Here is a 26,989-nt window from a genome sequence, read left to right on the forward strand (position 1 = left end):
GCCTGCCGCTAACAAAAGCGAGGGGAGAGGGGTATGCGGCAGCGCCGCATGCCCCACTTTCCGTTCGCTGGATTTTCCGTTCGCTGGGCAGACTGGCTAGCCGGAAGACCCTGAAGGACGTTGAGGCGATCCGCTGGAAGCGCGGGGGATCAGCGTTGGCATGGATTTGCGGATGTGCGGCTCCCTGCCAGGGTTCACGATGAGGTCGATGGCGTTGCCGGCAATCTGGTCCAAGGGTACGCGTACCGACGACAGGGGAGTAGCGAGCCGTGACGACAGGGGGATGTCGTTGTAACCCACCAGGGCCAGATCCTTCCCAACGGTGACCTGGTAGCGGTGGGCTGCGGCGATGACTCCCATCGCAAGGTTGTCGTTGGCGGCGAAAATGGCGGTGGGACGCCTTTTCGCACTTTCGCCCAGGAGTGCTTCGCCGGCTGAGTATCCGTGTTCGATGCCGTAGCCGGCGGCCAGCAGCCAGCTTTCCTGCGGCGAAATCTGCGCTTCGGCCAGGGCGCGGCGTGCCCCGGCGAGACGGGCGATTCCGGTGGAGGTAAAGGACGGGCCGGTCGCCACCGCGATGTCTTGGTGTCCGAGGTCGATGAGGTGCCGAACGGCAAGGTATCCGCCTACTTCGTCATCCCCGAGCGCCGAAGGGCTGACCCCATCCGTGCGGAGCACCAATGCGTGGGCAACCCCCCGCTGCCGCAGGAGCTTAGGCAGTTCGTCGTCAAGGCGGGCCGTGGCCAGGATCAGCCCGTCCACGTTGCGGTCAAGCAGGGTCTCCGCGGCCCGCCGTTCGTCATCGGGGTCATCCCCGCTGGTGGCCACCATGGCGAAATAGCCGCGGTCCGAGGCCGCGCGCTCCAGTTCCTCGAACATCAGGGCCATCACGGTGTCGCTGAGGCGGGGGACCAACACTCCCAGCGTCCTCGTCTCACCCCGGCGCAGGCTCGACGCGAAGGAGTTTCGGCGGTAGCCCAGTTCCTCGGCCACCTTCCGGACGTGGACGGCAGCAGCGGAGCGCGGCGCCGTGCCCCTTTCGTCCAGGGCACGGCTCGCAGTGGAAAGGCTCACGCCGCTGGCGGCAGCAACATCCCTCAGTGTGACGTTCGTGCCGGGGGCAGCCGGTTCCATACGTGTTCTCCTGTTCGCGATCGTCCTAGAAGACACTCTATTTCCTCCTTGGTCGGCAGCAGGCCCTTGACAGTGAGCTGGAGCACGTCGCACAATGAAAACGTTCCCGCAAACGTTCTCACCTTATCGCGGGGAGAACGACCAACAAAGACAGAGGAAGCTCTCATGACCATCGATCTCCGCGGGCTTGTACCCGCACCCGTAACCCCGTTCAACCGCGACGGCAGCGTCGACGTCGACGCTATCCACCGCCTCGGCGGATGGCTGGCAAGCGTTGAGGGTGTCAAGGGCCTCGTAGTCCTTGGCCACGCCGGCGAAGGAACCTTCCTGACCCAGGACGAGCAGGCGCTTGTCATCCGCGAGTTCAAGAACGCCGTCAACGGCGAAATCCCGATCATCGCCGGCATTACGGGAGAGGGCAACACCGTCGCTGCCCTTGAGGCCAAGCGCGCAGTCGACGCCGGTGCCGAGGCCGGCCTGGTCTACCCGTCACACGGCTGGCTCCGCTTTGGATACCAGCAGGGCGCACCGCAGACCCGCTACAAGGAAATCTACGAAACGTCCGGGCTCCCGCTGATCCTCTTCCAGTACCCGGACGCCACCAAAGCCACCTATGACCTGGAAACCCAGCTTGAGATTGCGGGCCAGGAAGGCGTCTTCGCCACCAAGAACGGCGTCCGGAACATGAAGCGCTGGGACACCGAAATCCCGGTCCTGCGCGCCACTTATCCGGACCTGCAGATCCTTACCTGCCATGACGAGTACCTGCTGCACACCATGTTCGATGTGGACGGTGCACTGGTTGGTTACGGCGGACTCGCACCCGAGCCGCTGGTTGAGCTCATCGCCGCCGGCAAGGCGAAGGACTATGCAGCCGCCCGTGCCATCCACGACCGCCTGCTGCCGGTGACCAAGAACGTCTACCACCGCGGATCGCATATGGAAGGCACCGTAGCCCTGAAGGAAGGGCTTGTTGCACGCGGCATTCTGGATCACGCCACCGTCCGTCCGCCGCTGCTTCCCCTGGCACCCGGCGCCGGCGATGAAATCGCACTTGCCCTCAGGTCAGCAAACCTGGGCACCGTCACCGTTCCTGCCTAAGGCCTCCTGCACAACCACCTCCACATGGCGCCTCTTGTTTGAGGCCTCTGCAGGACCCCGATGGATGGCGGACAAGCCGTCCGCCATCCATCGCCACAACGTTTTCTCTCCACCATCGGTCAACGACGACCCCCAGCAATGCCGCTGGAGAAGGAGTACTCGCAATGAGCGAGCAGAATAAGACCATCCCCTCACCGGATAAGCAACGAGGACACATGGTCGCGCACGAAGACAACGCAGCCCTGGCTGCGCCTGCCAAGCGCAGGACGTTCCTTGGTTATCTGGCGCTGATGGGGCCGGCGTTTGTGGTGGGAGCCTGGCAGTTCGGGCCCGGCAACCTCACCACCGCCGTCCAGGCTGGCAGCCGCTTCGACTACAGCCTGGTCTGGGTTATCGCCGTCTCCACCGTCCTGATGATCTTCTTCACGGACATGAGTGTCCGGCTGGGGATCGTGACGCCCACCTCGCTGATCGCCTCCATCAAAGACCACCTGGGTAAATGGGTGGGTGTCCTCGCCGGCTTCGGCGTCTTTGGCATCACGCTGATGTTCTCCGTCGGCAACGCCGTCGGCTCCGGCCTTGGTCTCTCCCTGATCTTCGGCGGCTCCCCGGTCCTCTGGACTGTCGTCTGCACGATAGCCGTCGGCATTGTGCTGGCCTTCCGGAACGTTTACGGAATCGTGGAGAAGGCGCTCCTGGTCATCGTTGTCCTCATGGGCATCGCATTCATCGCCAGCACCGTCGTCGCCCAGCCCGACTGGTACCGGTCCATGGCGGGCATGGTCCCGCAACTGCCGCCAGGCAGTGAAATCCTCATCGTGGCACTGGTCGGCACGAACTTCTCCATCAACGCCGCGTTCTACACCTCCTACGGCATCAAGGAACACCGCCGCACCCGTGCCGATTACCGCGACATCACCCTTGTGGACACGATCCCCGGCATCGTCGCCCCCGGCATCATGACCGCCCTCGTCATCATGGTCGCCGCAGCAGTCCTCGGCAAAACCGGAGCCGAAGCCGGAACCATCAACGCCCTCGCCTCCATCTTCACACCGCTGGCAGGCCCAGTCGGGGCGATGCTCTTCGCCCTCGGCCTCTCCGGAGCTGCCTTCTCGTCCATGATCGCCAACGCCACCGCCGGCGGCACCATGCTCTCCGACGCCCTCGGCCGCGGAGCAAAGGCCGGTTCGCCCACGGCCCGGATCGTCACGGGAATCATCCTGGCCTTCGGCTTGGTGATCACGCTCTCGTTCCAATCCTCGCCGGTCGGCCTCATTGTGATCGCGCAGTCGCTCACAGTCCTCATTGCACCTCTGCTGGGCGTCCTGCTCTTCATCATGGCCAACAGAACCTCCATCATGGGGTCGCTGCGCAACAAATGGTGGCACAACCTTTTCGGTGCCATCGGCCTAGTGGCCATCATCGCCTCATCCGTACGGCTGATCACCGTGCTGATTGGCTGATGCCGCCACGGCCTGACGAACATTGTCAGCAATACATAAAGTGGCGATGCCTTCAGGGGCATCGCCACTTTGCTGCCTGATCAGCTCCTGTCACCTATCAAGGGTCTTTGGCGCAGGCAGCCAGGTTCCTTGCCTTATCCGTTTGCCCTCAGCCGTGCGTCCAGCAAACCTGCCGCAACAGCGGGCGCAAGCCCCGGCGCCAGGGGAAGGCGCGGGACCACCAGGCAGTGCCACAGGTGGTATATGTCAGCCTTGCCTGACCACACTGTCGAGGTGACATTGCCGTTCTCGTCGAGCTCCTGCTTCCAGGATCCGTGCTCGTAGTCGATGAACCAGTCGCGGGCGTGGTCCCAGATCCGCTCGTACCAGTCGGCATATTTCTTGTCACCGGTGGCTATGTAGAGGGCTGCTGCGCCCCCGATAGCCTCCGCAGGAACCCAGCGAATGCGGGAGGTGACAACCGGCTTGCCTTCCCAGTCGACTGAATAGACAAATCCAGGATGGCCGTCCGGCTCCCAAGCGTCGCGGATGGCGGCATCAAAGAGGCCCCTTGAGTCTTCGAGCAGCCATCCCGGGACTTCCAGGCCGCGGGCCTCCAGTCCGGCACGGAGGTGAAGGAGCAGGCGCGCCCACTCAACCCAGTGGCCGGGGGTTCCGCCGTACGCCCGGAATTGGCTGGCCCGGTCATCGGTGTTGTATTCGGGCAGCGGGTTCCAGTCCGAGTCGAAGTGCTCGAACACCCGGTAGTTGTTGTTGCGCGCAAACTGGTGGATGAGCACCTCGGCGATCCGGAGGGCCCGTTCAAGCCAGCGGTTCTCCCCGGTCACATCAGCGACAATGAGGTACGCCTCGACTGAGTGCATGCTCGCGTTTCCACCCCGGTAAGCCTCGGTCTCCGAGAAATCGCGGTTCCAGGAGTCGAAGCACATGTCGGCTTCGTGGTCCCAGAACTTCATGTCAGCAATGCGGAGCGCCTCATCGAGTAGTTCCCGGGCTCCGGGGCGCCCAGCCGCTGCGGCGCTGGCAGCAGCGAGGAGCACGAAGGAGTGCTGGTAGCCGGACTTGGTGTCGTTCACCGGCCCCTTGTCGTCGATCTCGGCGTACCAACCGCCGAACTCATTATCGTGGAAACCTCCGTTGAGCGCGGCAATGCCGTGGTCAACGAGTGCCGCAGCACCCGGCCGTCCCATCAAGGCGGCAACAGCGAAACTATGGACCATCCGCGCCGTAATCCACAGATGGGTCGGCTTGTCGGGAAATACCTCGCCGTTGTTGTCGAGCCAGCCGAATCCTGTGGGGACCTTTGAACCCCTGGCGAAATTGATGAGCCGATCGGTTTCTGCCTCCAGCCATCGTGCGTGAGCGGCACTGTCCAGCCACGTCATGTTATTTCCTCTCTAAAGTGCATGTACGAATTAGTGTGTATGTTCCACGGGGCAACGGCTGTTTATCCGGCGGCGTCGAGCACGCCGCGGACCACGGTGGCTGCCGCGCCCAGGTAGGCCAGGACGATCAGCAAGATCTGTGCCGCGCGGGCTGGGACGAACCGGGCAGCCACGTCGCCCAGCACCAGACCGGCGAGGCAGGCCACGGCCACTGCTACCCACATTGCGGCAGGAAGCGATGGGAACGTTGCCGGCGCCGTCAAAGCTTTGGAGACCAGCGACAATGCGCCGATGGTGAAAAAGTACGGCTGCATGGTGGCGGCGAAGGACTTCTGCTGCCACCGGGTGGCGATGGAGTACATGCTCACCGCAGGTCCGCCAACGCCGGCTGCAGTGTTCATGAACCCGCTGAGCCCGCCTGCGGTAAGGAGGTAGCGGCGCCGGGCCGGCAGGGTGGCGGACTTCAGGACCAGCAGGACAGTCAGTCCCACGGCGAGGATCACCCCAATGGAAATCTCCAGGACCGCCGGCGGGATAAGCCGGATCAGGAAGGCCGCCGGCACAATCCCCAGCACCGCCGACGCCGTCAGGGCCGCGTACCGTTTCCAGTCGATGTCCCGGACCACGCGGACGATGATGGCCCCGGCCGTCACGGCGCCGCAGACGTTCACCAGCACCACGCCTTCCACCGGCCCCAGCAGCAGGACCAGGAACGGCGCGGCCACCAGGGCAAAACCCATACCCGTGATTCGCTGCATCCCGGCGCCCATCACCACGGCGCCCAGCACCAGCCCGGTGGTCAGCACTTAAGGCCGCCAGGCCACGTACTGGACCTCCTCGAATTCCTCCAGGCCAAGGCTTGATCCTTCCCGGCCCAGGCCCGACTGCTTGGCTCCGCCCATGGGCGCGAACGCCACGGACGGCAGGGGATCGTTGACACCCACGATGCCGGCCTCCAGCCGCTCCGGGATGTCCCAGCCCCGCTTCGGACTGCCGCTCCAGACGTAGGCGGCAAGGCCCATTTCCGTGGCGTTCGCCTTCCGGATGGCCTCCTCCTCCGAGGCGAAGGTCACGACGCCGGCGGCCGGGCCGAACACTTCCTCACCTACCAGCGGCGCGTCGTCGGGGACATCCGCCAGGAGCGTCGGCGCCATGTAGGAGCCCTGCCCGGGAACTTCGGTGCGCTGGGTCACGCGGCGGGCGCCGCGGCCCAAGGCGTCGTCTACGAGCGCCTGCACGGCGGACACCCGTTCGGCGTCGATGACCGGACCCAGGTCAGGAACCGGTGCGCCGCCGTCGGGAACGCCGTGCCCGATGCTCATCGCATCGAAACGGGCGCCCAACCTGCTGGCAAATTCGTCGGCGATGCTGTCCTGGACCAGGAAGCGGTTGGCGGCCACGCAGGATTGGCCGGTGTTGCGGAGCCGCCCCAGCACCGCGCCTTCGACGGCTGCGTCCAGGTCGGCGTCCTCGAACACGATGAAGGGCGCGTTTCCTCCCAGTTCCAGGAGCGGCCGGACCACCCGCTCGGAGGCCGAAGCCATGATCTGCCGGCCCACACCGGTGGAACCGGTGAAGCTGACGGCGCGCACGGCCCGGTGCTGGAGCAGGGCCGCGGTGATCTCCCTGGAGGGCCCGTGGACCAGGTTGACCACGCCCGCCGGGAATCCGGCGTCGTGCAGGACCTCGAAAAGCCCGGTGGCGGCGAGCGGTGCTTTTTCGGACACGCGGCCCACCACGGTGCAGCCGGCCGCGAGCATCGCGGCGAGTTTGCGGGCCTGGATGGACACCGGGAAGTTCCAGGGAGTGAGGCTGAGGGCCACACCGATGGGCTTGCGGAGGCTGAGGTGGCGGCGGCCCTGCAGTTCGGGTGGGCTGACCGTGCCGGTGGAACGGCGGGCCTCCTCGGCGAACCAGCGGAAGTACTCCACCGAGAAGTCCACCTCGCCCTGGGCTTCAGGGAGCCGCTTGCCGGCCTCGAGCGCCAGGGTGTGGGCGAGTTCATCGCGGCGTTCGGCCAGGAGCTCAGCCGCGCTCCGGAGCAGGTCGGCGCGGGTCCGTGCCGTGGTGCGGGACCATGAGCCGAAAGCTTCGGCGGCCGCGTCTGCTGCTTTCGTGGCGTCGTCCGCAGTGCCCCAGGCGACTTCACCCACGGTGCTGCCGTTTCCTGGGTCTGTGACCTCCTTGGAGGTGCCGGAGGAGTGCCAGTTGCCGTTGACGAGGTGCTGGGCTGATTTGAGGTTCATCGATATTGCCTTTCTTGGCTACGGGAGGTCCCGAGTGCTCATCCCTTGCTGGCACCTGCGGTGATGCCGGCAACGAAGTACCGCTGCAGGAAGACATAGGCCACCACCACGGGCAGGGACGCCAGGATGACGCCGGCGAACAGCAGCGGGTAGTTGGTCTGGAACTCGCCCTGAAAGCTGAGGAGCGCCAGCGGGAGGGTCCGGTTGCCCGGGGACTGGATGAACAGCAGCGGGTAGAGCAGTTCGTTCCAATGGATCACGAACAGGAAGATCGCGGCTGCGGCCACCGACGGTGCGGACAGCGGAAGGGCGATGGAGACGTACGTCCGCCACGGCCCGGTCCCGTCAATGGACGACGCTTCGTAGAGTTCCTTGGGCAGGGTCCGCATGAACCCGCCCAGGATGAACACGGCGATGGGCAGCGTGGAGACTACGTTGGCCAGGATCAAACCGGTGAGGCTGTCCAGCAGCCCCAGCCGGCCGAACAGGACGTACAGCGGCACCATGTTGGCCTGTGCGGGGATGGCCATGCCCAGGACCAGGAAGCCGAAGATGGCCCAGGCCATAAACCCCTTGAGCCTGGAGATGGCGTAGCCGGCGAGGCTGGCCAGGAAGAGGGTGACCGGGACGGAGACGGCGGTGACAATGACGCTGTTCCAGAACGAGCTACCCAGGTCCTGGCCGCCGATCACCTCCGCGTAGTTGGCGGGGGAGAGGGACTGCGGCAGGCTGAACGGGCCTGCAAAGAGCTCCTGCGTGGACTTGAAGCTGCCGAACCCCACGACGGTCAGCGGGACGATGATGATGACCGCGTAGATTCCGAGAATTGCGCGGCGGCTTATTGAGGCGAGCATGCTGCTATTCCCCCTTCGGGGTCAGCCGGAGCAGGCGGCGCTGGAGCCAGGTCACCAGGGCGATCATCGCCATGAAGATGATCGACTGGGCAGCGGCGTAGCCGAACTCCGAATTGGCAAAAGTGCTGTAGATGCGGGTGGAGAGGATGTCCAGAGACTGCTTGGGCGGGTTGCCGGCGATGCCCAGGATCAGATCGAACGCCTTGAACGACTGGACCGTGGTGTAGGCCACCACGATGGACGTTGCCGGGGCCACAAACGGCCAGGTGATGGACTTGAACTGCTGCCACCGGCCGGCGCCGTCCATTTCGGCTGCTTCGTAGAGTTCCCGCGGGATGGCCTGCAGGCCCGCGATGTACACCACCATCATCTGTCCGGCGTGGAACCAGACCTGCGTGACGGCCACCCAGTACAGGGCCTGGGCATTGTTGCCGAGGTAGGAGCCTTGCAGGGCCTCGAGGCCTACGCCGCCCAGGACCGCGTTGGCCAGGCCGAAGTTGGGGTCGTAGATGAACTTCCAGATGAAGGCCACGGAGACGGAGGACAGGATGGTGGGGAAGAAGAACAGGGCGCGGAGCAGGATGCTGCCCCGGGAGTTCTTCGTCAGCAGCAGGGCCAGGATCAGCGAGAACGCTGTCTGGGCGATGACCACCATCAGCACAAACTTCAGGTTGTTCGTCAGTGCGTTGGTGAACAGGGAGTCCTTGGTGAAGGCCCGGACGAAGTTGTCCAGCCCCACGTAGTTGAACGCTGCCGAGAAGCCGTTCCAGTCCGTGATGGCGTACTGGAACGCCTGCAGGGTGGGCATCACCAGGAAGAAGGCGATGATGGCGACGGCGGGGAGCGGGAAGAGATACAGCGCCGGATTCACCCGGGTGGGAGAGCGGCGGCGCGCCTTGGCGGTGTCGGTACGTGTAGGGCTGTGCGGCGCTTTGCGCTGGGCAGCCGTTCCTGTGGGGGTGCTCATATCCGTTCGTCAACAATCTTTTGCGCGGCCTCAGCCGCCTGCTCCGGGCTTGTGCCGGAGATGACGGCGGTGGCGCTGGCTTCCACGGCGTTGCGGACATCCAGGTTCTGGAACTGGAACCGGGCGGCGAGGGCGGTCTTCTTGTCAAGCCAGGGGCTGAGCCGCTTCAGGTCCGGGTTGGTGTACTCCACATCCTTCACCGCGACATGCTGGGCTGTCTGGTTGGCGTAGTAGCCGGCGTTCTCGGGCTCGGAGAGGAAATCGATCCATGCCGCGGAGGCGGCCTGGTTCTTGCTCGCCGAGTTGACACCCAGAATGAACGTGGCGTTGTAGGCGCCCTCGAACTTGCCGTTGCCGTCTGAGGTGTTGGGGAACACCAGCTCGATGGGGAACGCCGCGCCCAGGCCGCGGACGGCGGCGATGTGGTACGAGCCGGTGGCCAGCATGGCTGCCTTCCCCTGCGAGAACAGGTTCTGCGCCGGCTCCACAGCGGTGCCGGTGGCATTCGGCTGCAGGTACGGGACCAGGTCCTTGTACTGGCCCAGCATCTTTAGGAACCAGTCGTCGGTGCACTTGAGTTTGCCCTGCTCGATCTGGGCGCACATGTCGTCAACGGGGGCGTTGTTGGCGATCATGCAGTTGAACAGCTGGCCGCCGTTTCCGACGTCGCCGCCGGGCCAGGAGATGGGGATGACGCCCGAAGCCGCGAGCTTTTCACACATTGCCAGGAAGCCGTCCCAGTCCTTCGGGGCGATCTCGGCGCCGGCCTTATCGAACAGGTCTGCGTTGGCCATGGGCATGGGGAAGACAACCTGGTACGGCAGGCCCAGCTGGCTGTCGCCGGACTGCCCGGCAGTCAGCAGGCCCGGCTGGTAGTTGGCGGCGGCCTTGCTGCCCTTGAGTTCGGAGTAGATCCCGGCCTCGGTGAAGTTCTTGAACTGGGCGCCGCGGAAGGTGGCGAACGCGTCGCCGATGGCTGCGCCGCGGACCTTCTGCAGGCCCTGGGCGTTGTAGTCGTTGGAGGTGGAGATGTCCTGGACCACCTCCACGCCGTCGTGCAGGGCGGCGAACCTCTTGATGAGCTCGTCGAACACCACCTTGTCCTCGCCGCGCCAATGCGCGAAGGACACCTTGCCGGTGACGGCGCCGGTGGCGGGTGCGGCCGGTCCGGTGGCGCCGCCTGGTGTGGTGGTGCCGCCCGGTCCGGCGCATGCCGCCGCGGTGGCTCCGAAGCCCAGGGCTCCGAGAATTGCGATGGCCTGCCTGCGTGAAATCTGACTCACAATATTCTCCTCGTTGAGTGTTTTGCTGTGCCTTGCTTACTTGGCTGCGGAAAAGGGTTGCCACGGTCAGGACGACGCTTTGGCGCTGCGGGAGCGCCTATGCGCTGGTCCGCTGGGACGAGACGACGTCGTCAACCACGGCGCACAGGCGCTGCAGCCGCCGGACGGCGTCGGTGGACAGGGATTCGACGACGTCGGGGGCGCCGATGCAGGACGCCCAGACGGCGCGTCCGGACAGGAAGCCGCTGGCACCTTCCAGGCAGGCCCACCGCACGGCGTCGGGGAAGACGTCCTCCGGCACGCCGGAGGACAGGACCACCCAGGGGCCGTCGATGGCTTTGGTGAGCTCGGCGCACGCGGCCCGGACGTCGGCTTCGGGCGCCAGGCCGTGGAAGGGGACCTCCGCCTTGTACAGGTCCGCACCGAGGCTGCCGAGCTCCTTGGCCGCGGCAAGGATTCCGGCGTTCCAGTCGAACTCGCCGCCGGCCAGGGGCTTGCGTGAGACGGGTTCGACGATGCTGATGAGTCCGGCGGACTGGCAGCGTTCCACGAACTCGCGGACCATGGCCACGCGGCCTTCGGCTGGCTCGTCCGGGCGGTACAGCACCAGCAGCTTGAGCGCCTTCACCCCGAGGGCGGCATACTTGTGCGGGTCAACGAGGCGGTCGATGGTGACCTCGCCAACGAGCTCGCCGTGGGCGGACTCGAAGTGGTCGGCGGAGGCGATGAGTCCGCAGCCGGGGTCCACGACGCCGGCTTCAATGGCCTGGTCAAGGGCGAACTGCCGGTCGATGAGGATGCCGGAGGCGTAGGGCGTGAGGATTCGTGCGGCTTCGAGCTTGAAGTCGCGGAGGTCCTCGTCGGTGACGGGCTGGTCGGTATGCTCGGCGAACATGTTGCGCATGGCTTCGCGCTGGTCCACGGCGAGCATGGCGAACGCGCCTGACGGGCGCTGGAGGGGTGAAAGGTCGGTGGGGCTCATGGGCTGCTTCTTTCAGCTAGGGGTTACAGCTAGGGCGGTTTAGTCAGGCAGGAACAGGGGTGACGGCCTGGCGCGGGATCATGGAGCGGCCGTCCAGTCCGGCGCAGGAGGCCGAGGCAGTGCGGCCGGCGAAGGCTGCGGCATCCACGAGGGCCAGTCCGGCGGCGACGGCAGCGAGGAGCGCGCCGTGGTAGACGTCGCCGGCGCCAAGGGTGGAGACGATGTTCGCCGGGGTTGCCGGCACGTGGACCGGATCTCCGTCGCCGGAAAGGACCCAGGCACCCTCCGAGCCGGCGGTGGCGACGACGGCGGAGGCGCCGTCGTCGATCGCTTTCCGCAGGAGGGCCTCGACGGCGAGGTCCTCGCCGTAGTCTGCCCTCAACCGTTCGACGGTGGGGACATACAGCGCGACGCCGCGGGGGCTGAAGGCAGGGATGGGGTTGCCGGCGTCGACGCTGAGCTTGAGATTGGCGGGATTGAGGCCGGTGGCACCGGCTACCGCGTTCCAGCCCAGATGGTCCGTGTGGACCCAGGCTGCGGTGGCCAACAGTTCGTGGAAGCGGCTGCCGGCGGGAAAACTGACAGGGGGGACGGGCCGGGTGACGATCGCCCGGCTTTCGGTGGCGGTGCTGACGACGATCACGCTGGCACCGGTTTTGACGTTCGGATCCCGGATGACGGCCGACGTGTCCACGCCTTCCGCTTCCAGGCCGCTGACAATGCGGTCGCCTTCCTCATCGGTGCCGAGGACTCCGGCGAAGGCTGTCAGGGCGCCGGCGCGGGCTGCAGCGACGGCCGCTGTGGCTGCCGGGCCGCCGCCCGCCGTCGCGAAGTCCGTTGCAACGGTGCGGCTGTCTGCTGCCGGGTAATCCTGGACCAGGGCAATGGAGTCAAGAGTTGCACAGCCTACGAAGAGCAGGGTTCCAGTTGACGGTTGGGGCACGTTCCACCTCGTTGTAGTTCCGGGCTGATACTGAAGAAATATACACACGCTATGTTGGAATAACAACACTTTCGGTATAGTTCTGTTTGGGATGCAACGCCGCGGTCCCACCCTCAACGTAGAGAAACGGAGCAGCTCATGTCATTGCCTACTGCGGAAACGGTCCGGACCATTCGTTACGGCCTCATCGGGGCCGGCCACATGGCCCGTGAACACGTCCGGAACCTCGCGCTGATCCCGGGTAGCCGGATCACCGCAGTTTCCGATCCCCAGCAGACATCCCTGGAAGAGACCGCTGCCGAGATCGGCTATCAGGTGCAGACCTTCCCGTCCCACCAGGAGCTTCTGGCCTCCGGCTTGGTGGACGCGCTAGTGATTGCCAGCCCCAACGACACGCACCTGGGCATCCTCAAGGACATTTTCGCCAGCGGCACCAACCTGCCAGTGCTCGTGGAGAAGCCGGTCTGCACCACGGCGGAGCAGGCTGACGAACTCGAGGCGCTTGCCGCCAATTACACGGCCCCGGTGTGGGTGGCCATGGAATACCGATACATGCCGCCCGTGCAGGAGATCATCCAGGCAGCGCACAACGGCAAACTCGGCAACATCTACATGCTGTCCATCGTGGAGCACCGCTTCCCGTTCCTGCACAAAGTGGATTCCTGGAACCGCTTCGCCGAGCGGACCGGTGGAACGCTGGTGGAAAAGTGCTGCCACTTCTTTGACCTGATGCGACTGATCCTGCAGGACGAGCCCACCCGCGTCTACGCCAGCGGCGGTCATGACGTCAACCACATGGACGAGAACTATGACGGCCGGGTGTCGGACATGATCGACAACGCCTACGTGATCGTTGACTTCAAGGGTGGCCGGCGCGCCATGCTGGAGCTGTCCATGTTCGCTGAGGGTTCCAAGTTCCAGGAACGGATCTCCATCGTCGGCGACGCCGCCAAGATCGAGACGCTCATCCCGGTGGCGGCCAACCATTGGATCGAAGGAGACGAAGCCGAGGCCACTGTGGAATTCAGCCCGCGGTCGCCGCTCGGTCCGGAAAAGCATGAGGTTCCGGTGGACGAGGCAGTCCTCGCAGCTGGCGCCCACCATGGCTCCACGTACTACGAACACCTGGGTTACCGGAAGGCCATCCTGGGCGAGGGCCCAGTGGAGGTCACCGTCGCGGACGGCCTCCAGTCTGTCCGGATGGGTCTCGCCGCCGAGCGTTCCATTGTGGAAGGGCGCCCCGTAGAGCTGGTGAATGCGGGCATAGGTGTACGGCATTAAGTAGATTGGTGTTGGAATTGCAACACTCCGCCAGGCAATCCGGCATGTGGGCAAGGAAGAAGGGGTTATGAGCATCGCACGTGAAGAGGCGCCGCTGACGCCCCGCCAGCGCACCATCCTGGACGAGCTGGGCCGGCGGGGTTTCATTTCCACCACCGACCTCGCCGAGACTTTCGCGGTTTCGGACATGACAGTGCGGCGGGACACGCGCGTGCTGTCAAAGCTGGGCCTGGTGCGGGTGGTGCACGGCGGCGTGAGCGCCATCAACACCGGAGGCCAGAATGCGGACTTTGCTGCAAGGGTGCGTGAGGATGCCGACGCCAAGCAGCGGGTGGCCCGTGCCTGCGTCGCCATGATCGGCGAACGGGACGCCATCATCCTGGACGCCGGGACCACCACCTACCAGATTGCGCAGGAGCTGCCGACCTCATTCGGGGGAACCATCATCACGCATTCAGCGCCGGCCATCCAGCGCTGCCTGCAGCTGACGTCCGCGCGGACCATCTGCCTGGGCGGCGAGCTGCTCCTGGACAGCCAGGCTTTCAACGGACCCATGACAGTAGGGGCCGTTCAGGGCCTCCGGGCCAAGACGGCCTTTATTGGTGTGAGCGGGCTCCACGACGAGGCGTTCTACATTGAACGCGACGTGGAGCGCGCCACCAAAATTGCGCTGATGAACTCGGCGGAACAAGTGGTGGTAGTGGCAACACAACAAAAAATGCTCCGGTATGCGCTGGCGCGCCTGACGGCGTTTGACGCCGTGGACATCCTGGTGACTGACGCGCCGCCGCCGCCCGAGATCGAAAAAGCCCTGCGTGCCGCCAAGGTCAAGCTGGTGGTGGCAGCGTGAGCGCCCGGCTGCAGGTCTCCCTGCCCGACTAGGGCCGCGCGGCTCGCTCAAGCCCCTGGACGGCGCCGACTTTCATGTGGCGGCCGGCTTAGCGCCGGATCTCGGCCAGGACGGCGTCCCGCACCTGCGCCATGGTGGTGGCGTCGGCGGCTTCGACATTGAGCCGCAGCAGTTCCTCCGTGTTGGAGGCCCGCAGGTTGAACCACCAGTTCCCGGAGGGGTCGGTAACGCTCAGCCCGTCGAGCTCCTCCAGTAATGCGGCAGCGGAACCTTCGTAGGCTGCCCGCACCCGTGCCACGGTCCCGGCGACGCCGGCGACCGCCGAGTTGATCTCCCCGCTTGCGGCATACGGATCATATTCGCGGGCCAGTTCGGACAGCGGCTGTGCCTGGCCTCCCAGGGCCGCCAGGACGTGCATGGCGGCCAGCATGCCGGTGTCCGCGTTGTAGAAATCGCGGAAGTAGTAGTGCGCGGAGTGTTCGCCGCCGAACACGGCCCCTTCCTCAGCCATCCGGGCTTTGATGAAACTGTGCCCCACACGGGTGCGTACTGGCCGGCCGCCGGCAGAGAGGACAAATTCCGGCACCGCCCGGGACGTGATCAGGTTATGGATGATGACCGGCTCTGCCTCCCCGGCGGTGCGGGCCCGGGCGATCTCGCGGACCGCGATCAAGGCAGTAATGGCCGACGGCGTCACGGGCCTTCCAGCCTCGTCCACCACAAAGCAGCGGTCGGCGTCGCCGTCGAACGCCAGCCCGAGGTCCGCGCCGTGGGCTACGACGGCGGCCTGCAGGTCGCGGAGGTTGTCCGGTTCCAGCGGGTTGGCGGGATGGTTCGGGAACGTGCCGTCGAGCTCGAAGTACAGCGGAACCACGGTGAGCGGCAACCCGGGGTAGTACTGGGCGCCCAGCACAGCCGGCACGGTCAGGCCCGCCATGCCATTGCCCGCGTCCACTACCACCTTGAGTGGCCGGATCCCGTCCAGGGGTACCAGTGAGCGCAGTTTTTCGGCATAGGCCTCCAAGACGTCCAGGGCCGAAATCTTGCCCTCGGCCTGGACTGTGGGGATGCCGGTGTCCAAGTATTGCTGGGCGAGGTCCCTGATGGCGTTAAGCCCGGTGTCCGCGGAGACCGGAACGGCGCCGGCCTTCGCCATCTTGATGCCGTTGTACTCGGCGGGGTTGTGGCTTGCGGTGAAGATTGCCCCCGCCATGTCCAGTGCACCGCACGCGAAGTAGAGTTCGTCCGTGGAAATCTGGCCGAGATCCAGGACATTGGCCCCGCGCCGCGTGGCGCCTACAGCGAAGGCGCGGCTGAATTCGGGCGACGATGGACGCATGTCTCCGCCGCAGGCGATGCTCTTCCCAGATAGGTCCAGGGTGTCAACAAAGGCAGCACCCACGGCTTCGGCGCTTTCGGCGGTTATGGAGACGCCGACCAGGCCCCTCACGTCGTAGGCCTTGAAGGACGGTGACAGGTCCATGGTGCTCCTGGGCAGTAGTGGCAATGCAAACATGAATTGTTGGAAATCCAACACCACCTTAGCAGTTATGAGTGATGGTTCGCCGGACGCGCCTCGTTTCTAAGCCTGTGGCTGCCGCTCCGCTTCTCCGATAGTTTCTGAATTGTCTCAGAAACATTAATTATCAGTGCGGGATGCTTGGTGGCCTTTCCGAGCGAAAGCGGACTGAAATCGCCCCCTATACATCGCTTGGCCGTGCCGCTTCACTGAAAGTGGGAGTGGAATCCGCTATCCAGGGTGTTGTTATTGCGTAAACTTTACGATACTTTCTTCATGTGATGCAGGTCGCAGGGTTGGGAACCACGCGGCCGACTTGCCGACCAAAGGACAATGATGACCAGCGAGCCACAAGCCAGCACCGCCGAAGACCGCTTGAAGGGCCTGCACGAACGCCTGGGCGGGATTGCCTACGGCGGGGACTACAACCCCGAGCAGTGGCCCCGCGACGTATGGCTCGAGGATGCCCGCCTGATGCAGGAGGCCGGCGTCAACCTGGTTACCCTGGCCGTATTCTCCTGGAGCCGCCTGGAAACCTCTGATGGAGTCTATGACTTCGGCTGGCTGGATGACGTGATGGACCTGATGCACCGGCACGGCATCGGCGTGGACCTGGCAACCCCGGACGCTGTTCCGCCTGCCTGGCTCACACAGCAGCACCCGGACATCCACCCTGTACTGGCAGACGGGACCACGTTCGGCTTCGGCTCCCGCCAGCACTTCGACGTCTCGCACCCGGTGTACCGCCGGAAGGCCCTGGCCCTGGCGGAACGGATGGGCGAGCACTATGCCAAGCACCCCGCGCTTCGGATGTGGCACGTGGGCAACGAATACGGGCCGCTCTCCTACGGCCCCTGGGCGGACAAAGCATTCCGCGGATGGCTGCAGCAGAAGTACTCCTCGCTGGAGGACCTGAACCAGGCGTGGAGCACGGACGTCTGGGGCCAGGTCTACTCGGACTGGAGCCAAGTGGGTGTCCCGGCGCAGCCGCGGACCTGGTCCAACCCGTCGCGCCGGCTGGACTTCCACCGGTTCACCTCCGCCAGCATGCTGGATCATTACACGGCTGTTCGGGACATCCTGCGCCGCCACACGCCTGACCTGCCCATCGTCACCAACTTCATGCGCTTCTACAAAACCAACGACTACTGGGCCTGGGCCGCCGAAGAGGACGCGGCCGCCCTGGACATTTACCCGGACCCGCGGGAAGCCGACTCGCATGTGGCGGCTGCACTGAACTTCGACCTCATGCGGTCCCTGCGCAACGGCCAGCCCTGGATGGTCATGGAGCAGGCCACGGGAGCGGTGAGCCAGTGGCCCATCAACGTCTCCAAGCTTCCCGGCAAGATGCGCCTGGGCTCGTACCAGGCCATCGCCCAGGGTTCGGATGGCATCCTGTTCTTCCAGTGGCGGCAGGCCAGGGGCGGAACCGAGCGCTACCACTCCGCCATGGTGGGCCACGCGGGCCCTATTACCCGGATCTTCCGGGAGGTCTGCGAGCTCGGCACCGAGCTGAAGTCCCTGGCCGGCCTCACCGGCACCAGGTCCAGTGCCAAGGTGGCCATCGTCTTCGACTGGGACTGCTGGTGGGCGCTGGAACTGGGCAACTCGCCCCGGTCCGACCTGAACTATGCCCAGGAAGTCCTCCGGCTCTACCGGCCACTGTTCGACGCGAACGTCACCGTCGACTTTGTGGACACCAAGCGGGACCTCAGCCAGTACAGCCTGGTCCTGATGCCGGCCGCGTACCTCCTCACGGATGAGTCAGCCCGGCGGTTTGAGGACTACGTGTCCGACGGCGGACGCCTGGTGGTCTCCTACCTTTCCGGCATCGTCGACGAGTCCAACACCATCCGCCTGGGCGGCTATCCCGGCGCCCTCCGGAACGTCCTGGGTGCCTGGAGCGAGGAAATGCACCCGCTCGCCGGCGACGGCGAGGAAGTGAAGCTAACACTGTCCGACGGCGGTACGGCCTCCGCGGGCTACTGGACCGAGCACCTGCACACCGACGGGGCGGATGTCCTTGCCAGCTACGCGTCCGGCCGGCTCGCCGGGGCACCCGCGGTCACGCGGAACGCCTTTGGGCGGGGAAGTGCCGTCTACCTCTCGGCCCGGGTGGACGCCACATTCCTGAGCGCGCTGCTGGACGCCGAATGCAAGGCAGCCGGAGTGCATCCCGAACTGGACGGACCCCGGGGAGTCCAGGTGCGCCGTCGTGCGGGCAAGGGCAAAAGGTTCCTGTTCATGCTCAACCACAACGACGCCCCGGCGAGCGTCAACGTGGGCGGCGGCGGAACAGACCTCCTGACCGGGCACCCGGTCCAGGGCGCGGTGGAGCTCCCGCCCAGCGGCGTGCTGGTCCTTGAGGAAAACAGCGTCGAAGACACACGGCTCGAAGACAGACGGACAGCCGACGCCGCCACCAATGACACCACACGATAGGCAGGGGACGCCATGGCAATGAGACTGGAAATTCCGCCGGAGGCGGTCACCGCTGACCAGCCCCGCGGCGCAGAACCGCCGCGGAACAAGCCCGGCGGCTGGAAGCTGGCCATCAAAAGGGACTGGAGGCTCTATACCCTGCTGGTGCTCCCGCTGTTGTACTTCGCGGTGTTCCGGTACCTGCCCATGGCCGGCAACGTCATCGCCTTCCGGCAGTTCCAGCCCGGCGGCAGCATCTTCGGAGAGAAGTGGGTGGGCCTGAAGTACGTGGTCCTGTTCATCAACGATCCCAGCTTCTGGCAGGCCTTCCAGAACACCATCATGCTGGGCGTGCTGACCCTGCTGTTCTGCTTCCCGATGCCCATCATCTTCGCGCTGATGCTCAATGAGCTGCGCTCGCAGAAGTTCAAGAAGTTCGTCCAGACCGTGGCCTACCTGCCGCACTTTATGTCCGTGGTGATCATCGCCGGCATGATCCTGCAGAACTTCTCCATGACCGGCACAGTGAACCAGATCGCCAACACTCTCTTTGGCACCACGGTGAACTTCACCCAGGACGCCGCCTGGTTCCGGCCCATGTACATCAGCTCGGAGGTGTGGCAGACCATGGGCTGGGGCGCCATCTTGTATCTCGCCGCTCTGACCCGGGTGGATGAATCGCTGTATGAAGCAGCCCGGATCGACGGCGCCAACCGGTGGCAGCAGACCTGGCACGTGACCCTGCCCGCCATCAGGCCCACCATCATTACGCTGCTGATCCTGAATATCGGCACGTTCATGGCCGTGGGCTTCGAGAAGATCCTGCTGATCTACAACCCGCTCAACTACGAAACCTCGGATGTCATCTCCACCTACCTGTACCGGGTGGGCCTGGAATCAAGCAACTTCAGTTACGCGGCCGCCATCGGAATGTTCGAATCCGTCATCGGCCTGACGCTGATCCTCTCCGCGAACGCGATCTCAAAGCGGCTCGCAGGAACGAGCCTGTGGTGAACAAAATTACGTCAGACAGCGGAGTGCGGGTAGCTGACCTGAAGGAATCCCGCGGTGTCAAAGCCTTCCGGATCTTCAACCTCGTGTTCCTGCTGGCAGTGGTCTTCCTGACCCTCTATCCGTTCCTGAATATCATCGCCCAGTCCTTCTCCAGCGAAGGCTTCATCAACGCCGGCCAGGTGAACCTGTTCCCGCGCGGCTTCAACGTGGAGACGTACAAACTGATCCTGGCGGACGGCACGTTCTGGAACAACTATGGCAACACGGTCCTGTACACGGTGGTGGCCACCGCCATCTCCATGGTGCTGACCACCTCGTTCGCCTACGCCATTGCCAAGAAGGACCTCAAGGGCCGCAGCCTCTTCATCGGCATTGCGGTGTTCACCATGTTCTTCAACGGCGGGCTGATTCCCAATTACGTCCTGATCAGTTCGCTGGGCATGCGGGACTCCATCTGGGCCGTGGTGCTGCCCAACGCCATCAGCGTCTTCAACCTGCTGATCATGAAGTCCTTCTTCGAGAACATGCCGCGGGAACTGGAGGAAGCCGCGGCCATCGACGGCCTCACGCAGTACGGCGTGCTGTTCAGGGTGGTGCTGCCGCTCAGCAAAGCAATCGTGGCCACTATGGTCCTGTTCTACGCCGTGGCCAACTGGAACTCCTGGTTCCAGGCGTTCCTCTACCTGGATAAGCCGGAGCTCTTCCCGGTCACCATCTACCTGCGCAACATGATCGCCGGCGTCACCACGGCCGGGTCCGCCGGCGGGACCGTGGAGAACGTGGGCCAGATCGCCGCCAACATCCAGTCGGTCACCATCGTCCTGACCGTGATCCCCATTCTCTGTGTCTACCCGTTCGTGCAGAAGTACTTCTTTTCGGGCGTCATGCTCGGTTCCGTCAAGGAATAACCCTTATGAAAGGACATCCAATGATCTCCAAACCAGAGCTCCGCAGACGAGACTTCCTCGGTCTGGCATCCGTTGTCACCATCGGCCTGATGCTGACCAGCTGCGATTCCGATTCGGCTGAGGTGGACACCTCCAAGTCCCGCAACGGAGCGATGGACAGCTTCGGGGTGGGGGACACGTTCAAGGCGACGACGCCGCTGACGTTCAGCTTCCTCTTCAGCGACCAGCCCACGTACCCCTACAAAAAGGACTGGCTGCTGTTCACCCGGATGGCAACAGAGAACAACGTCACGCTGGAAACCACCATTGTGCCCAGCAGCGACTATGAGCAGAAGCGCAGCCTCCTGATCAGCTCGGGCAACGCTCCGGAGATCATCGCCAAGACCTACCCCGGCCAGGAAGCGGCGTACGTCTCCTCCGGCGCCGTCCTGCCTGTCAGCGACTATGTGGATCTGATGCCGCACTTCCAGGACAAGGTCAAGAAGTGGAAGCTCGAGCCGGAGATCGCCGGTCTGACCCAGGAGGACGGCAAGTACTACGTGCTTCCGGGCCTGCATGAGGAGCTGTGGCCGGACTACTCGGTGGCGTTCCGCACGGACATCCTCAAGAAGGAAAACATCAGCGAGCCCAAGAGCTGGGATGAGTTCCGCGAAGTGCTGCGCAAGCTCAAAAAGGCGCATCCCGACGTCGTGCCCTTTTCCGACCGCTTCAACGGCAACAGCGTCCTGAACATCGCCGGGACGGCGTTCGGGACCGTGGCGGGCTGGGGGCTGGTGGACGGGCTCAGCTTTGACGAGTCGAAGAAGGAGTTTACGTTCGGTGCGGGTTCGCAGCAGTTCAAGGAACTGGTGACCTACTTCAACTCGCTCGTGTCCGAGGGCCTGATGGATCCGGAGAGCTTCACGCAGACCGACGATTCGGCCATCCAGAAGTTCGTCTCCGGCAAGTCGTTTGTGATCAGCGCGAACTCGCAGAACATCATCACCTACCGGACATCCATGGAGCAGTCACTGGGCAAGGGCAACTTTGCGGTTGCCAAGATCACGGTGCCGGGCGGTCCGGCGGGCGACATCATCGGCGGATCACGTCTGGAAAACGGCATCATGCTCAACTCCTCCGTCAAGGAGAAGGACAGCTTTGTGGCTCTGATCCAGTACATCGACTGGCTGTTCTACAGCGACGAGGGCCAGGAGTTCACCAAGTGGGGCGTTGAAGGAACCACTTTCACGAAGGAGGGCGGCAAGCGGGTCCTGGCGAAGGACATCAACTTCCAGGGCCTGAACCCCGGCGGCACCAAAGACCTCCGCGTGGAGTACGGCTTCTCCGGCGGCAACTTCGCCTACGGCGGCACCACGGAGCTGCTGCAGTCCACGTTCAACGAGGAGGAGTTGGCATTTCAGAAGGCCATGAAGTCCAAGAAGCCCAAGACTGTGGCACCGCCCGTGCCGTTCAGCGACGTGGACCGGGAGCAGGCAACCCTGGTGCTGACCCCGTTGAAGGACCACGTCAAGCAGAACACCCTGAAGTTCATCACCGGCCAGCGGGACCTGAGCGAGTTCGATGCCTACCTGAAGGAACTCGACGCGAAGGGCCAGTCCAAGTACGTAGAGTTGGCCAACAAGGCGTACAAGTCTTACCAGGCCAATACAGCCAAATAACAGCAAGAAGTAGGGCATTTCGTGGCACAGAAGAAGGCGGAGTACGGCTCCGGTCCGTTGTTCAGGGCGGCCGGGGTGGTGTACGGAGTCATGATGGCCGGCGTGCTTCTGGTGTTGGCCAACATGCTGCTGGTACTGGCCCCGCTGATGGTCAGCCTGGCCGGTGGCTCCACCTTGCTGGCCGCCGGCGTTGTTGCGGCTGCGCTGGTGCCCGTGGGCCCGTCGCTGGTGGCCGCCGCCTACGCTTTCAACCGTCTGCTGGCGGGGGAGGAGACAGGAGTCTTCCGGGATTTCCTCCGCGGCTACCGCAGCAATGTCAGGCAGGCGCTCGCGGTCTGGCTGCCGTACCTGGCGGTGATGGCCGTCGTCGTCCTTAACCTGCTGCTCCTGCCCGGAACGTTCGACGCCGGGAATCCCGGCCTGGCGGCCGCCCGGGCAGGGCTGCTGGTGCTGGGGCTCCTGGTGGCGACGGCCGGTGTGACGGCAATGTTGCTGGTGGCCCGGTTTGCGTTCCGGGTTCGGGACATCCACCGGCTGTCGCTGTACTGCCTGGGCGCACAGAAGCGGGTGTCGCTGGGCAACGCCGGGATCCTGTTCATCTCGGCATTCTTGCTGACGGCCACCACCGCGGGCCTGCTGATCTTCATCGCCGGGCCCGTGATGTTCCTGATCTGCCTGAACTCGCGGCCGCTGCTGACATTCATCGAAGCGAAGTTCACCCTTCGGGAACCGGCGCTGACCTGAAGGCGGCTCATGTACCTAGGTTTCTGGTGTTCGGCAGGCCGGAAGCCTGCGGCAGAATAGGGACGTGACCGAGCCGAATAACGCCCCAGCCCGCAAGCCAAAAACCTTTCTCAACAGGCTCAGGAACGTTGCTTTGATGGTTCTGTTTCTCGGCATCGGACCGGCACTTATCGTGGTCGGCACCGTACTGGCCGACGCTGATGACGAACTGGCCAGGACCGGTGAACAGGTCAGCGGCACGATCGTCCGGTTTGTCGACACCAACAAAGCGTCCGACCGCAACATCCGGGTGGAGTATCAGTCAGCGGACGGGGAGTTCCGCTACGTCTCGGCTAGCGTAGACCACGACCAGGAGCCTGTGGTGGGCGATGAGGTGACCGTGGTGTACCAGGCCGACCAGCCGGGCCGGGCCACAGTGCTCGGTTTCGAAAGCGGCGGCGTATCCGTGCGGGGAATAGGGGTTCTCCTAATGTTTATTTTTGATGGCCTGGCCCTCGCCGTAACCATCGGCGGGATGTTCCGCAGGAGGAGCCGAAAACGGAAAGCCGCCGCCGTCGAAAGGGAGCGGATTCACCATGGCTGACTTTGTTGAGGCTGTCCTCCACGACGGCTCGGTCATTCCTGTCACCGTTGAGGGGCACGGGCCGGCGCTGCTCCTGCCTGTGAGGCTGGAGCCGTATGCGCCTGCCGAGGCCGAGATTATGCGCAAATGGGGCGGGGATCCGGACCTCGGGCCAGTTCTGGTGGATGGACTGTCGGCATCGAACCGCCTCATCGCGGCGGACTACGAAGGACACCGGATGGCCAACCCGGCGCCGGGCAGCCTGACCCCGGACCATCTTGCCGCTGACCTTCTGGCCATCGCAGATGCAGCCGATTCCGAATCATTCGGCTACTACGGCTACTCCTGGCTGGCGCTGAGCGGCCTGCAGCTGGCGCTTCGCACCGACCGGCTCGGGGCGCTGGTGATGGGCGGGTTTCCTCCCCTAGGGGGACCGTACCGGAGCATGCTGGCGGTCACCCGCGCGGCGCATCTGATGTCCACCCAGGCACCTGATCCGTCGGCGGTTCCGGTGGCTGAAGCCGAACCCGGCGACTGGGATTCTGCCGCCGTTCAGACCACGCCGGCACAAACCGGCCAGTTCGTCACGCTCTACGAAGCGCTCCAGGACTTTGACGATTCCGCCGTCCGATTGCCCCCGGGCCTGCCCAGACTCGCCTTCGCCGGCGCCGAGGACAGCATCGATTACAGCCCTCAGTGGGGCGGAGTCCAGGTGAAGATCGGTGAGCCGTTGGCCAGGCATGAGGCCGAACTGAGGGAGGCCGGCTGGGATGTGCATGTCCTCCCGGGCCTGGACCACCTGGGTGCGATGCACAGCTCCGTGGTGTTGCCCATCCTGAAGGACTGGCTTCCCAAGGTGGGCTGGGCGAAGTAGACCTGCCCTAGGTGTTTTGCTCCCAGTGGACGCGGATTGCCTCGGCAACGGGTCCCTGGGCGGCGTCTACGCGGAACGCAACCGGGGCCTTCCCGGTCTCCTCAATAACGGCGTCGCGGTATACCCGGCCGCAGGATGGACAGAGCGTGTAGATGTCTTCATCCTCCGGCCACTCGGCCAGCCCGGCGGGTACCGGAGTCCTGCTGTCCCCGTGAACCGGGATGCCTTCGCTGTTGGCCTGGATCAGTCCCTCGCCGCTGACGGTGTTCCCGCAGACGCAGACGATGGTGGTGACATCGTGACCGGTGACATCGGCGTATTCAGTCTCCATGAGGTCCTCCCGGGCGATGGAAGAGACATTCACTCTCAGTTTATGCCTGCGCGCTGGTGACGTTATTGGCCAGCAGCTGCTCGCGCAGGATGTCCGCGTGCCCGCAGTGCTGGGCGAGTTCTCGGAGCATGTGAAGATACACCCAGCGCAGCGGGAGCGGCCCGCGCCGGTTTCCGTGGAGAAGGTCGTCGAGCCCCAGCGGCGCCGTCGCGGCCCGCGAGTTATCGCACGCCTGCCGGTAGGCTTCCCGGACGGTGGCGATGGTGTCGCCGTCGTCGAGGACAAATGATTCGTCCGGCGTCGCAGCGATGCCGATCTCGGTGCGGGACCGGCACGTGATGGCTTCGTCGAACCAGACCTTTTCGACGAAGGTGGCGTGCTTCACCAGGCCCAGCAGCGTGGTCCGCGAGGGCACCAGGGAGCGGCGCGCCTGCTCCTCGGTGATCCCGTCCAAGCAGTCACTGAGGGCGAGGCGGTGCTCGTTGAGGAACGCCTCGAACTGGGTTCGGACTGGCTGGTTCAAGACATCCTCAGAGAGGGTAACGGGGAGGGAGGCCATGCGTGAAGTATTCCAGACTTCCTTGGGGACAAATTAGCCCGTAGCAATTCAGGATCGACGCCGGGAGGCGGGGCCTCCGCCTCATGGTGCTGGGCGCTGTTAGTGCCTATCGTGGAGCCATGTCTGATACTTTCTCCTCCCTCGTGGACACGTTCAAAAACATCGGCGTTTCGAAGGCATACGGCCCACCGATCCAGGTGGGCGGGGAAGAAATCATCCCGGTTGCGCTGGTCTCCTTCGGATTTGGTGGCGGCGGGGAAGCCGGGAACGGTGCTTCCGGCGGAGGGGGAGGGGGCATGGTGGTGCCGCTGGGCGTTTACCGGAACGACGGCGGGCGCTCACTGTTCCGGCCCAACACGGTGGTTACGCTGGTCTGCCTGGTCCCGGCTATCCTGGCCGCCGGCGCCGCCGTCAGCAGGGTTGTCCGCGCGGCGAGATCATAGAAAAATTGATCATTGTCCGCCCGGTCCTGCGGGTCTAGGGTGGGCCAATAGTCACTCCCTGTCCAGGAGGAATCATGTCCGGTGAGCCAGTGTATTTCGAAATCGGCGTCCAGGATGCCGGCCAGGGCAGGGCCTTTTACGGGTCGCTCTTCGGATGGAAATTTGCCCCCGGACCCTCAGGAGGGGAAGGATTTGTGATCGGCACTCCGGGGATCAGTGGCGGGATGCACGGAGGTGATCCCGGAGCGGCGCCTTACCTGTTCTTCCGAGTCGATGACCTCGACTCTGCCATGGCCCGGGTGCGCAAGCTGGGCGGTTCGATAGACGAGACCGACCTTGGCGATGAAAGCAAAGCTGCAGAATATGGCCGCTTCAAGCTGTGCCGGGACGACCAAGGCTCAGTCTTTGGGCTCCATGAACCTCCGCCGGGCCCGGACTTCGCCCTTTAGCCATCCTCAGCCAAGTGGGCGGCAATCTCTTCCACCGCCTGGGCGAGTGCTTTGGCTGATTCCGGGCCGCCGTGCCCCTCGGTTTCAATGACCGTGAGCTTGCTGCTTTTCCATCCCTGGTGAACCTTCCACGGTGTGACCACGGGGCCGCTGATGTCGCGGCGGCCGTGGATGAGGTGGCCGGGGATCCCGTCCAGTTCGTGGATCCTCGGAATGATGTCCTGCCCGCTGGTCAGGAATCCGTCGCGGGACCAGTAGTGGGTAACCAGCAGGGCGAAGGTCATCCGCTCGCGTTCGTCGTCGAACATTGGGCCTGGCCGCCACCGAGGGTCCAGGGAAATGTGCGTCGATTCCCAGCGGTCCCAGTCCAAGGCCGCCAGCCGGGCGTCGTCGCGGTCTTCCCCCGCCAGCCGGCGGGCGTAAGCCTCCACCACGCGTTCTCCCGGCTGTGCGGCGGCGTTGGCTGCGAACTCGGTCCATGCTTCGGGGAACACGGTCCCAACGCCCTCGGTAATCCACTGGACCTCGGCGCGGCTGGTGGTTGTCACCGCCACCAGGGCTAGGCCGAGGACCCGGCCGGGGTGCGTCAACGCGTAGGCGAGGGCGAGTGTAGAGCCCCAGGAGCCGCCGGTGACAATCCACTTGCCGATGCCGAGGTGCTCGCGGACGGCCTCTATGTCCTCCACAAGCATCTGCGTGGTGTTCCGGTGCAGGTTGCCGAGGTCATCCTGTGCCCGGGGTGTGCTCTTTCCGCAGCCCCGCTGGTCCAGCCCGATGGTCCGGAACCGGGCGGGATCATGCTGTTTACGGTAACCCCCGCTGCCCAGCGAGCTGCCGGGGCCGCCGTGAAGGTAAAGCACCGGCACGCCTGTTGGATGTCCTGTCGATTCCCAGTAGATCCTTGCGTGGGGCACGTCCACCCAGCCGCTGTCCGTCTCCGTGCTTTGTCCAGTCACGGCTCCACGATAGGGGAATAACCGACGTCGTGCCCGTCAGCCCGACGTCGGATCAATCCGGC

At 64.6% G+C, this 26,989-nt stretch carries 26 protein-coding genes; 13 read left to right on the forward strand and 13 right to left on the reverse strand.

Features of this window, described 5'->3' with window-relative positions:
- Positions 1-96: 96 nt before the first annotated feature.
- Entirely contained in the window at positions 97-1,134 is a 1,038-nt protein-coding gene (locus tag F8G81_RS05210; RefSeq protein ID WP_267277946.1) for a LacI family DNA-binding transcriptional regulator, read from the reverse strand.
- Between the two features lie 165 nt (positions 1,135-1,299).
- Here F8G81_RS05210 and F8G81_RS05215 point away from each other — a divergent pair, with 165 nt between their 5' ends.
- Together F8G81_RS05215 and F8G81_RS05220 are read left to right on the forward strand one after the other, a co-directional pair.
- A complete protein-coding gene (locus F8G81_RS05215; protein ID WP_267277947.1) occupies positions 1,300-2,235 on the forward strand; it encodes a dihydrodipicolinate synthase family protein in 936 nt (311 codons plus the stop codon).
- Positions 2,236-2,399: 164 nt separating this feature from the next.
- Positions 2,400-3,698, forward strand: coding sequence for an Nramp family divalent metal transporter (locus F8G81_RS05220; RefSeq protein ID WP_267277948.1), 1,299 nt, complete (start codon positions 2,400-2,402; stop codon positions 3,696-3,698).
- A 134-nt stretch (positions 3,699-3,832) separates the two neighbouring features.
- Here F8G81_RS05220 and F8G81_RS05225 read toward each other — a convergent pair whose 3' ends face one another.
- From F8G81_RS05225 to F8G81_RS05260, 8 genes are all read right to left on the reverse strand, one after another.
- Complete coding sequence (locus F8G81_RS05225; RefSeq protein ID WP_267277949.1) at positions 3,833-5,083, reverse strand: AGE family epimerase/isomerase; 1,251 nt, start codon at positions 5,081-5,083, stop codon at positions 3,833-3,835.
- A 62-nt stretch (positions 5,084-5,145) separates the two neighbouring features.
- The gene (locus F8G81_RS05230) at positions 5,146-5,889 is read right to left on the reverse strand and encodes a sulfite exporter TauE/SafE family protein (RefSeq protein WP_267277950.1); all 744 of its coding nucleotides are present in this window, start codon (positions 5,887-5,889) and stop codon (positions 5,146-5,148) included.
- Complete coding sequence (locus F8G81_RS05235; protein ID WP_267277951.1) at positions 5,890-7,329, reverse strand: NAD-dependent succinate-semialdehyde dehydrogenase; 1,440 nt, start codon at positions 7,327-7,329, stop codon at positions 5,890-5,892.
- A 38-nt stretch (positions 7,330-7,367) separates the two neighbouring features.
- The gene (locus F8G81_RS05240) at positions 7,368-8,183 is read right to left on the reverse strand and encodes a carbohydrate ABC transporter permease (RefSeq protein WP_267277952.1); all 816 of its coding nucleotides are present in this window, start codon (positions 8,181-8,183) and stop codon (positions 7,368-7,370) included.
- A 4-nt stretch (positions 8,184-8,187) separates the two neighbouring features.
- The gene (locus F8G81_RS05245) at positions 8,188-9,150 is read right to left on the reverse strand and encodes a carbohydrate ABC transporter permease (RefSeq protein WP_267277953.1); all 963 of its coding nucleotides are present in this window, start codon (positions 9,148-9,150) and stop codon (positions 8,188-8,190) included.
- A complete protein-coding gene (locus F8G81_RS05250) occupies positions 9,147-10,433 on the reverse strand; it encodes an ABC transporter substrate-binding protein (protein ID WP_267277954.1) in 1,287 nt (428 codons plus the stop codon). The genes F8G81_RS05245 and F8G81_RS05250 overlap by 4 nt, the downstream gene beginning before the upstream one ends.
- A gap of 97 nt (positions 10,434-10,530) precedes the next feature.
- Positions 10,531-11,415 carry an aldolase gene (locus F8G81_RS05255; protein WP_267277955.1) on the reverse strand — a complete coding sequence of 295 codons (885 nt, stop codon included), beginning with the start codon at positions 11,413-11,415 and terminating at the stop codon, positions 10,531-10,533.
- A 43-nt stretch (positions 11,416-11,458) separates the two neighbouring features.
- Complete coding sequence (locus F8G81_RS05260) at positions 11,459-12,358, reverse strand: PfkB family carbohydrate kinase (RefSeq protein ID WP_267277956.1); 900 nt, start codon at positions 12,356-12,358, stop codon at positions 11,459-11,461.
- 138 nt (positions 12,359-12,496) lie between these two features.
- Between F8G81_RS05260 and F8G81_RS05265 the strand changes: the two genes are divergently transcribed.
- Together F8G81_RS05265 and F8G81_RS05270 are read left to right on the forward strand one after the other, a co-directional pair.
- Complete coding sequence (locus F8G81_RS05265; protein WP_267277957.1) at positions 12,497-13,639, forward strand: Gfo/Idh/MocA family protein; 1,143 nt, start codon at positions 12,497-12,499, stop codon at positions 13,637-13,639.
- A 67-nt stretch (positions 13,640-13,706) separates the two neighbouring features.
- A complete protein-coding gene (locus F8G81_RS05270) occupies positions 13,707-14,489 on the forward strand; it encodes a DeoR/GlpR family DNA-binding transcription regulator (RefSeq protein WP_267277958.1) in 783 nt (260 codons plus the stop codon).
- An 88-nt stretch (positions 14,490-14,577) separates the two neighbouring features.
- Here F8G81_RS05270 and F8G81_RS05275 read toward each other — a convergent pair whose 3' ends face one another.
- A complete protein-coding gene (locus F8G81_RS05275) occupies positions 14,578-15,972 on the reverse strand; it encodes a phosphomannomutase/phosphoglucomutase (protein WP_267277959.1) in 1,395 nt (464 codons plus the stop codon).
- Between the two features lie 372 nt (positions 15,973-16,344).
- On the opposite strand from F8G81_RS05275, the gene F8G81_RS05280 reads away from it, so the two are divergent.
- The 7 genes from F8G81_RS05280 to F8G81_RS05310 all read left to right on the forward strand — a co-directional run bounded on the left by F8G81_RS05280 (position 16,345) and on the right by F8G81_RS05310 (position 24,189).
- Positions 16,345-18,450: a beta-galactosidase gene (locus F8G81_RS05280; protein WP_267277960.1), complete on the forward strand. Its 2,106-nt coding sequence runs from the start codon at positions 16,345-16,347 to the stop codon at positions 18,448-18,450.
- Between the two features lie 12 nt (positions 18,451-18,462).
- Positions 18,463-19,443, forward strand: a complete 981-nt coding sequence (locus F8G81_RS05285) for an ABC transporter permease (protein ID WP_267277961.1) — start codon at positions 18,463-18,465, stop codon at positions 19,441-19,443.
- Between the two features lie 5 nt (positions 19,444-19,448).
- Positions 19,449-20,351, forward strand: a complete 903-nt coding sequence (locus F8G81_RS05290; protein ID WP_416377132.1) for a carbohydrate ABC transporter permease — start codon at positions 19,449-19,451, stop codon at positions 20,349-20,351.
- Between the two features lie 20 nt (positions 20,352-20,371).
- On the forward strand, positions 20,372-22,009 hold the full coding sequence (locus F8G81_RS05295) for an extracellular solute-binding protein (RefSeq protein WP_267277963.1): 1,638 nt from the start codon (positions 20,372-20,374) through the stop codon (positions 22,007-22,009).
- 21 nt (positions 22,010-22,030) lie between these two features.
- Entirely contained in the window at positions 22,031-22,753 is a 723-nt protein-coding gene (locus tag F8G81_RS05300; RefSeq protein ID WP_267277964.1) for a DUF624 domain-containing protein, read from the forward strand.
- 64 nt (positions 22,754-22,817) lie between these two features.
- Positions 22,818-23,336 carry a DUF3592 domain-containing protein gene (locus tag F8G81_RS05305; protein WP_267277965.1) on the forward strand — a complete coding sequence of 173 codons (519 nt, stop codon included), beginning with the start codon at positions 22,818-22,820 and terminating at the stop codon, positions 23,334-23,336.
- Entirely contained in the window at positions 23,329-24,189 is an 861-nt protein-coding gene (locus F8G81_RS05310; RefSeq protein WP_267277966.1) for an alpha/beta hydrolase, read from the forward strand. The genes F8G81_RS05305 and F8G81_RS05310 overlap by 8 nt, the downstream gene beginning before the upstream one ends.
- A gap of 7 nt (positions 24,190-24,196) precedes the next feature.
- Here F8G81_RS05310 and F8G81_RS05315 read toward each other — a convergent pair whose 3' ends face one another.
- Both F8G81_RS05315 and F8G81_RS05320 read right to left on the reverse strand, forming a co-directional pair.
- Positions 24,197-24,553, reverse strand: a complete 357-nt coding sequence (locus tag F8G81_RS05315) for a hypothetical protein (RefSeq protein WP_267277967.1) — start codon at positions 24,551-24,553, stop codon at positions 24,197-24,199.
- A gap of 7 nt (positions 24,554-24,560) precedes the next feature.
- Positions 24,561-25,079, reverse strand: coding sequence for a DinB family protein (locus tag F8G81_RS05320; protein ID WP_267277968.1), 519 nt, complete (start codon positions 25,077-25,079; stop codon positions 24,561-24,563).
- 119 nt (positions 25,080-25,198) lie between these two features.
- On the opposite strand from F8G81_RS05320, the gene F8G81_RS05325 reads away from it, so the two are divergent.
- Together F8G81_RS05325 and F8G81_RS05330 are read left to right on the forward strand one after the other, a co-directional pair.
- Positions 25,199-25,522, forward strand: a complete 324-nt coding sequence (locus tag F8G81_RS05325) for a hypothetical protein (protein WP_267277969.1) — start codon at positions 25,199-25,201, stop codon at positions 25,520-25,522.
- A 74-nt stretch (positions 25,523-25,596) separates the two neighbouring features.
- Positions 25,597-25,971 carry a VOC family protein gene (locus F8G81_RS05330; RefSeq protein WP_267277970.1) on the forward strand — a complete coding sequence of 125 codons (375 nt, stop codon included), beginning with the start codon at positions 25,597-25,599 and terminating at the stop codon, positions 25,969-25,971.
- Here the strand turns inward: F8G81_RS05330 and F8G81_RS05335 are convergent.
- Positions 25,968-26,927 carry an alpha/beta fold hydrolase gene (locus F8G81_RS05335; RefSeq protein WP_267277971.1) on the reverse strand — a complete coding sequence of 320 codons (960 nt, stop codon included), beginning with the start codon at positions 26,925-26,927 and terminating at the stop codon, positions 25,968-25,970. The genes F8G81_RS05330 and F8G81_RS05335 overlap by 4 nt on opposite strands.
- Between the last annotated feature and the right edge of the window lie 62 nt (positions 26,928-26,989).

This window comes from Arthrobacter sp. CDRTa11 (genome assembly GCF_026427775.1).
Taxonomy (GTDB): Bacteria; Actinomycetota; Actinomycetes; order Actinomycetales; family Micrococcaceae; genus Arthrobacter.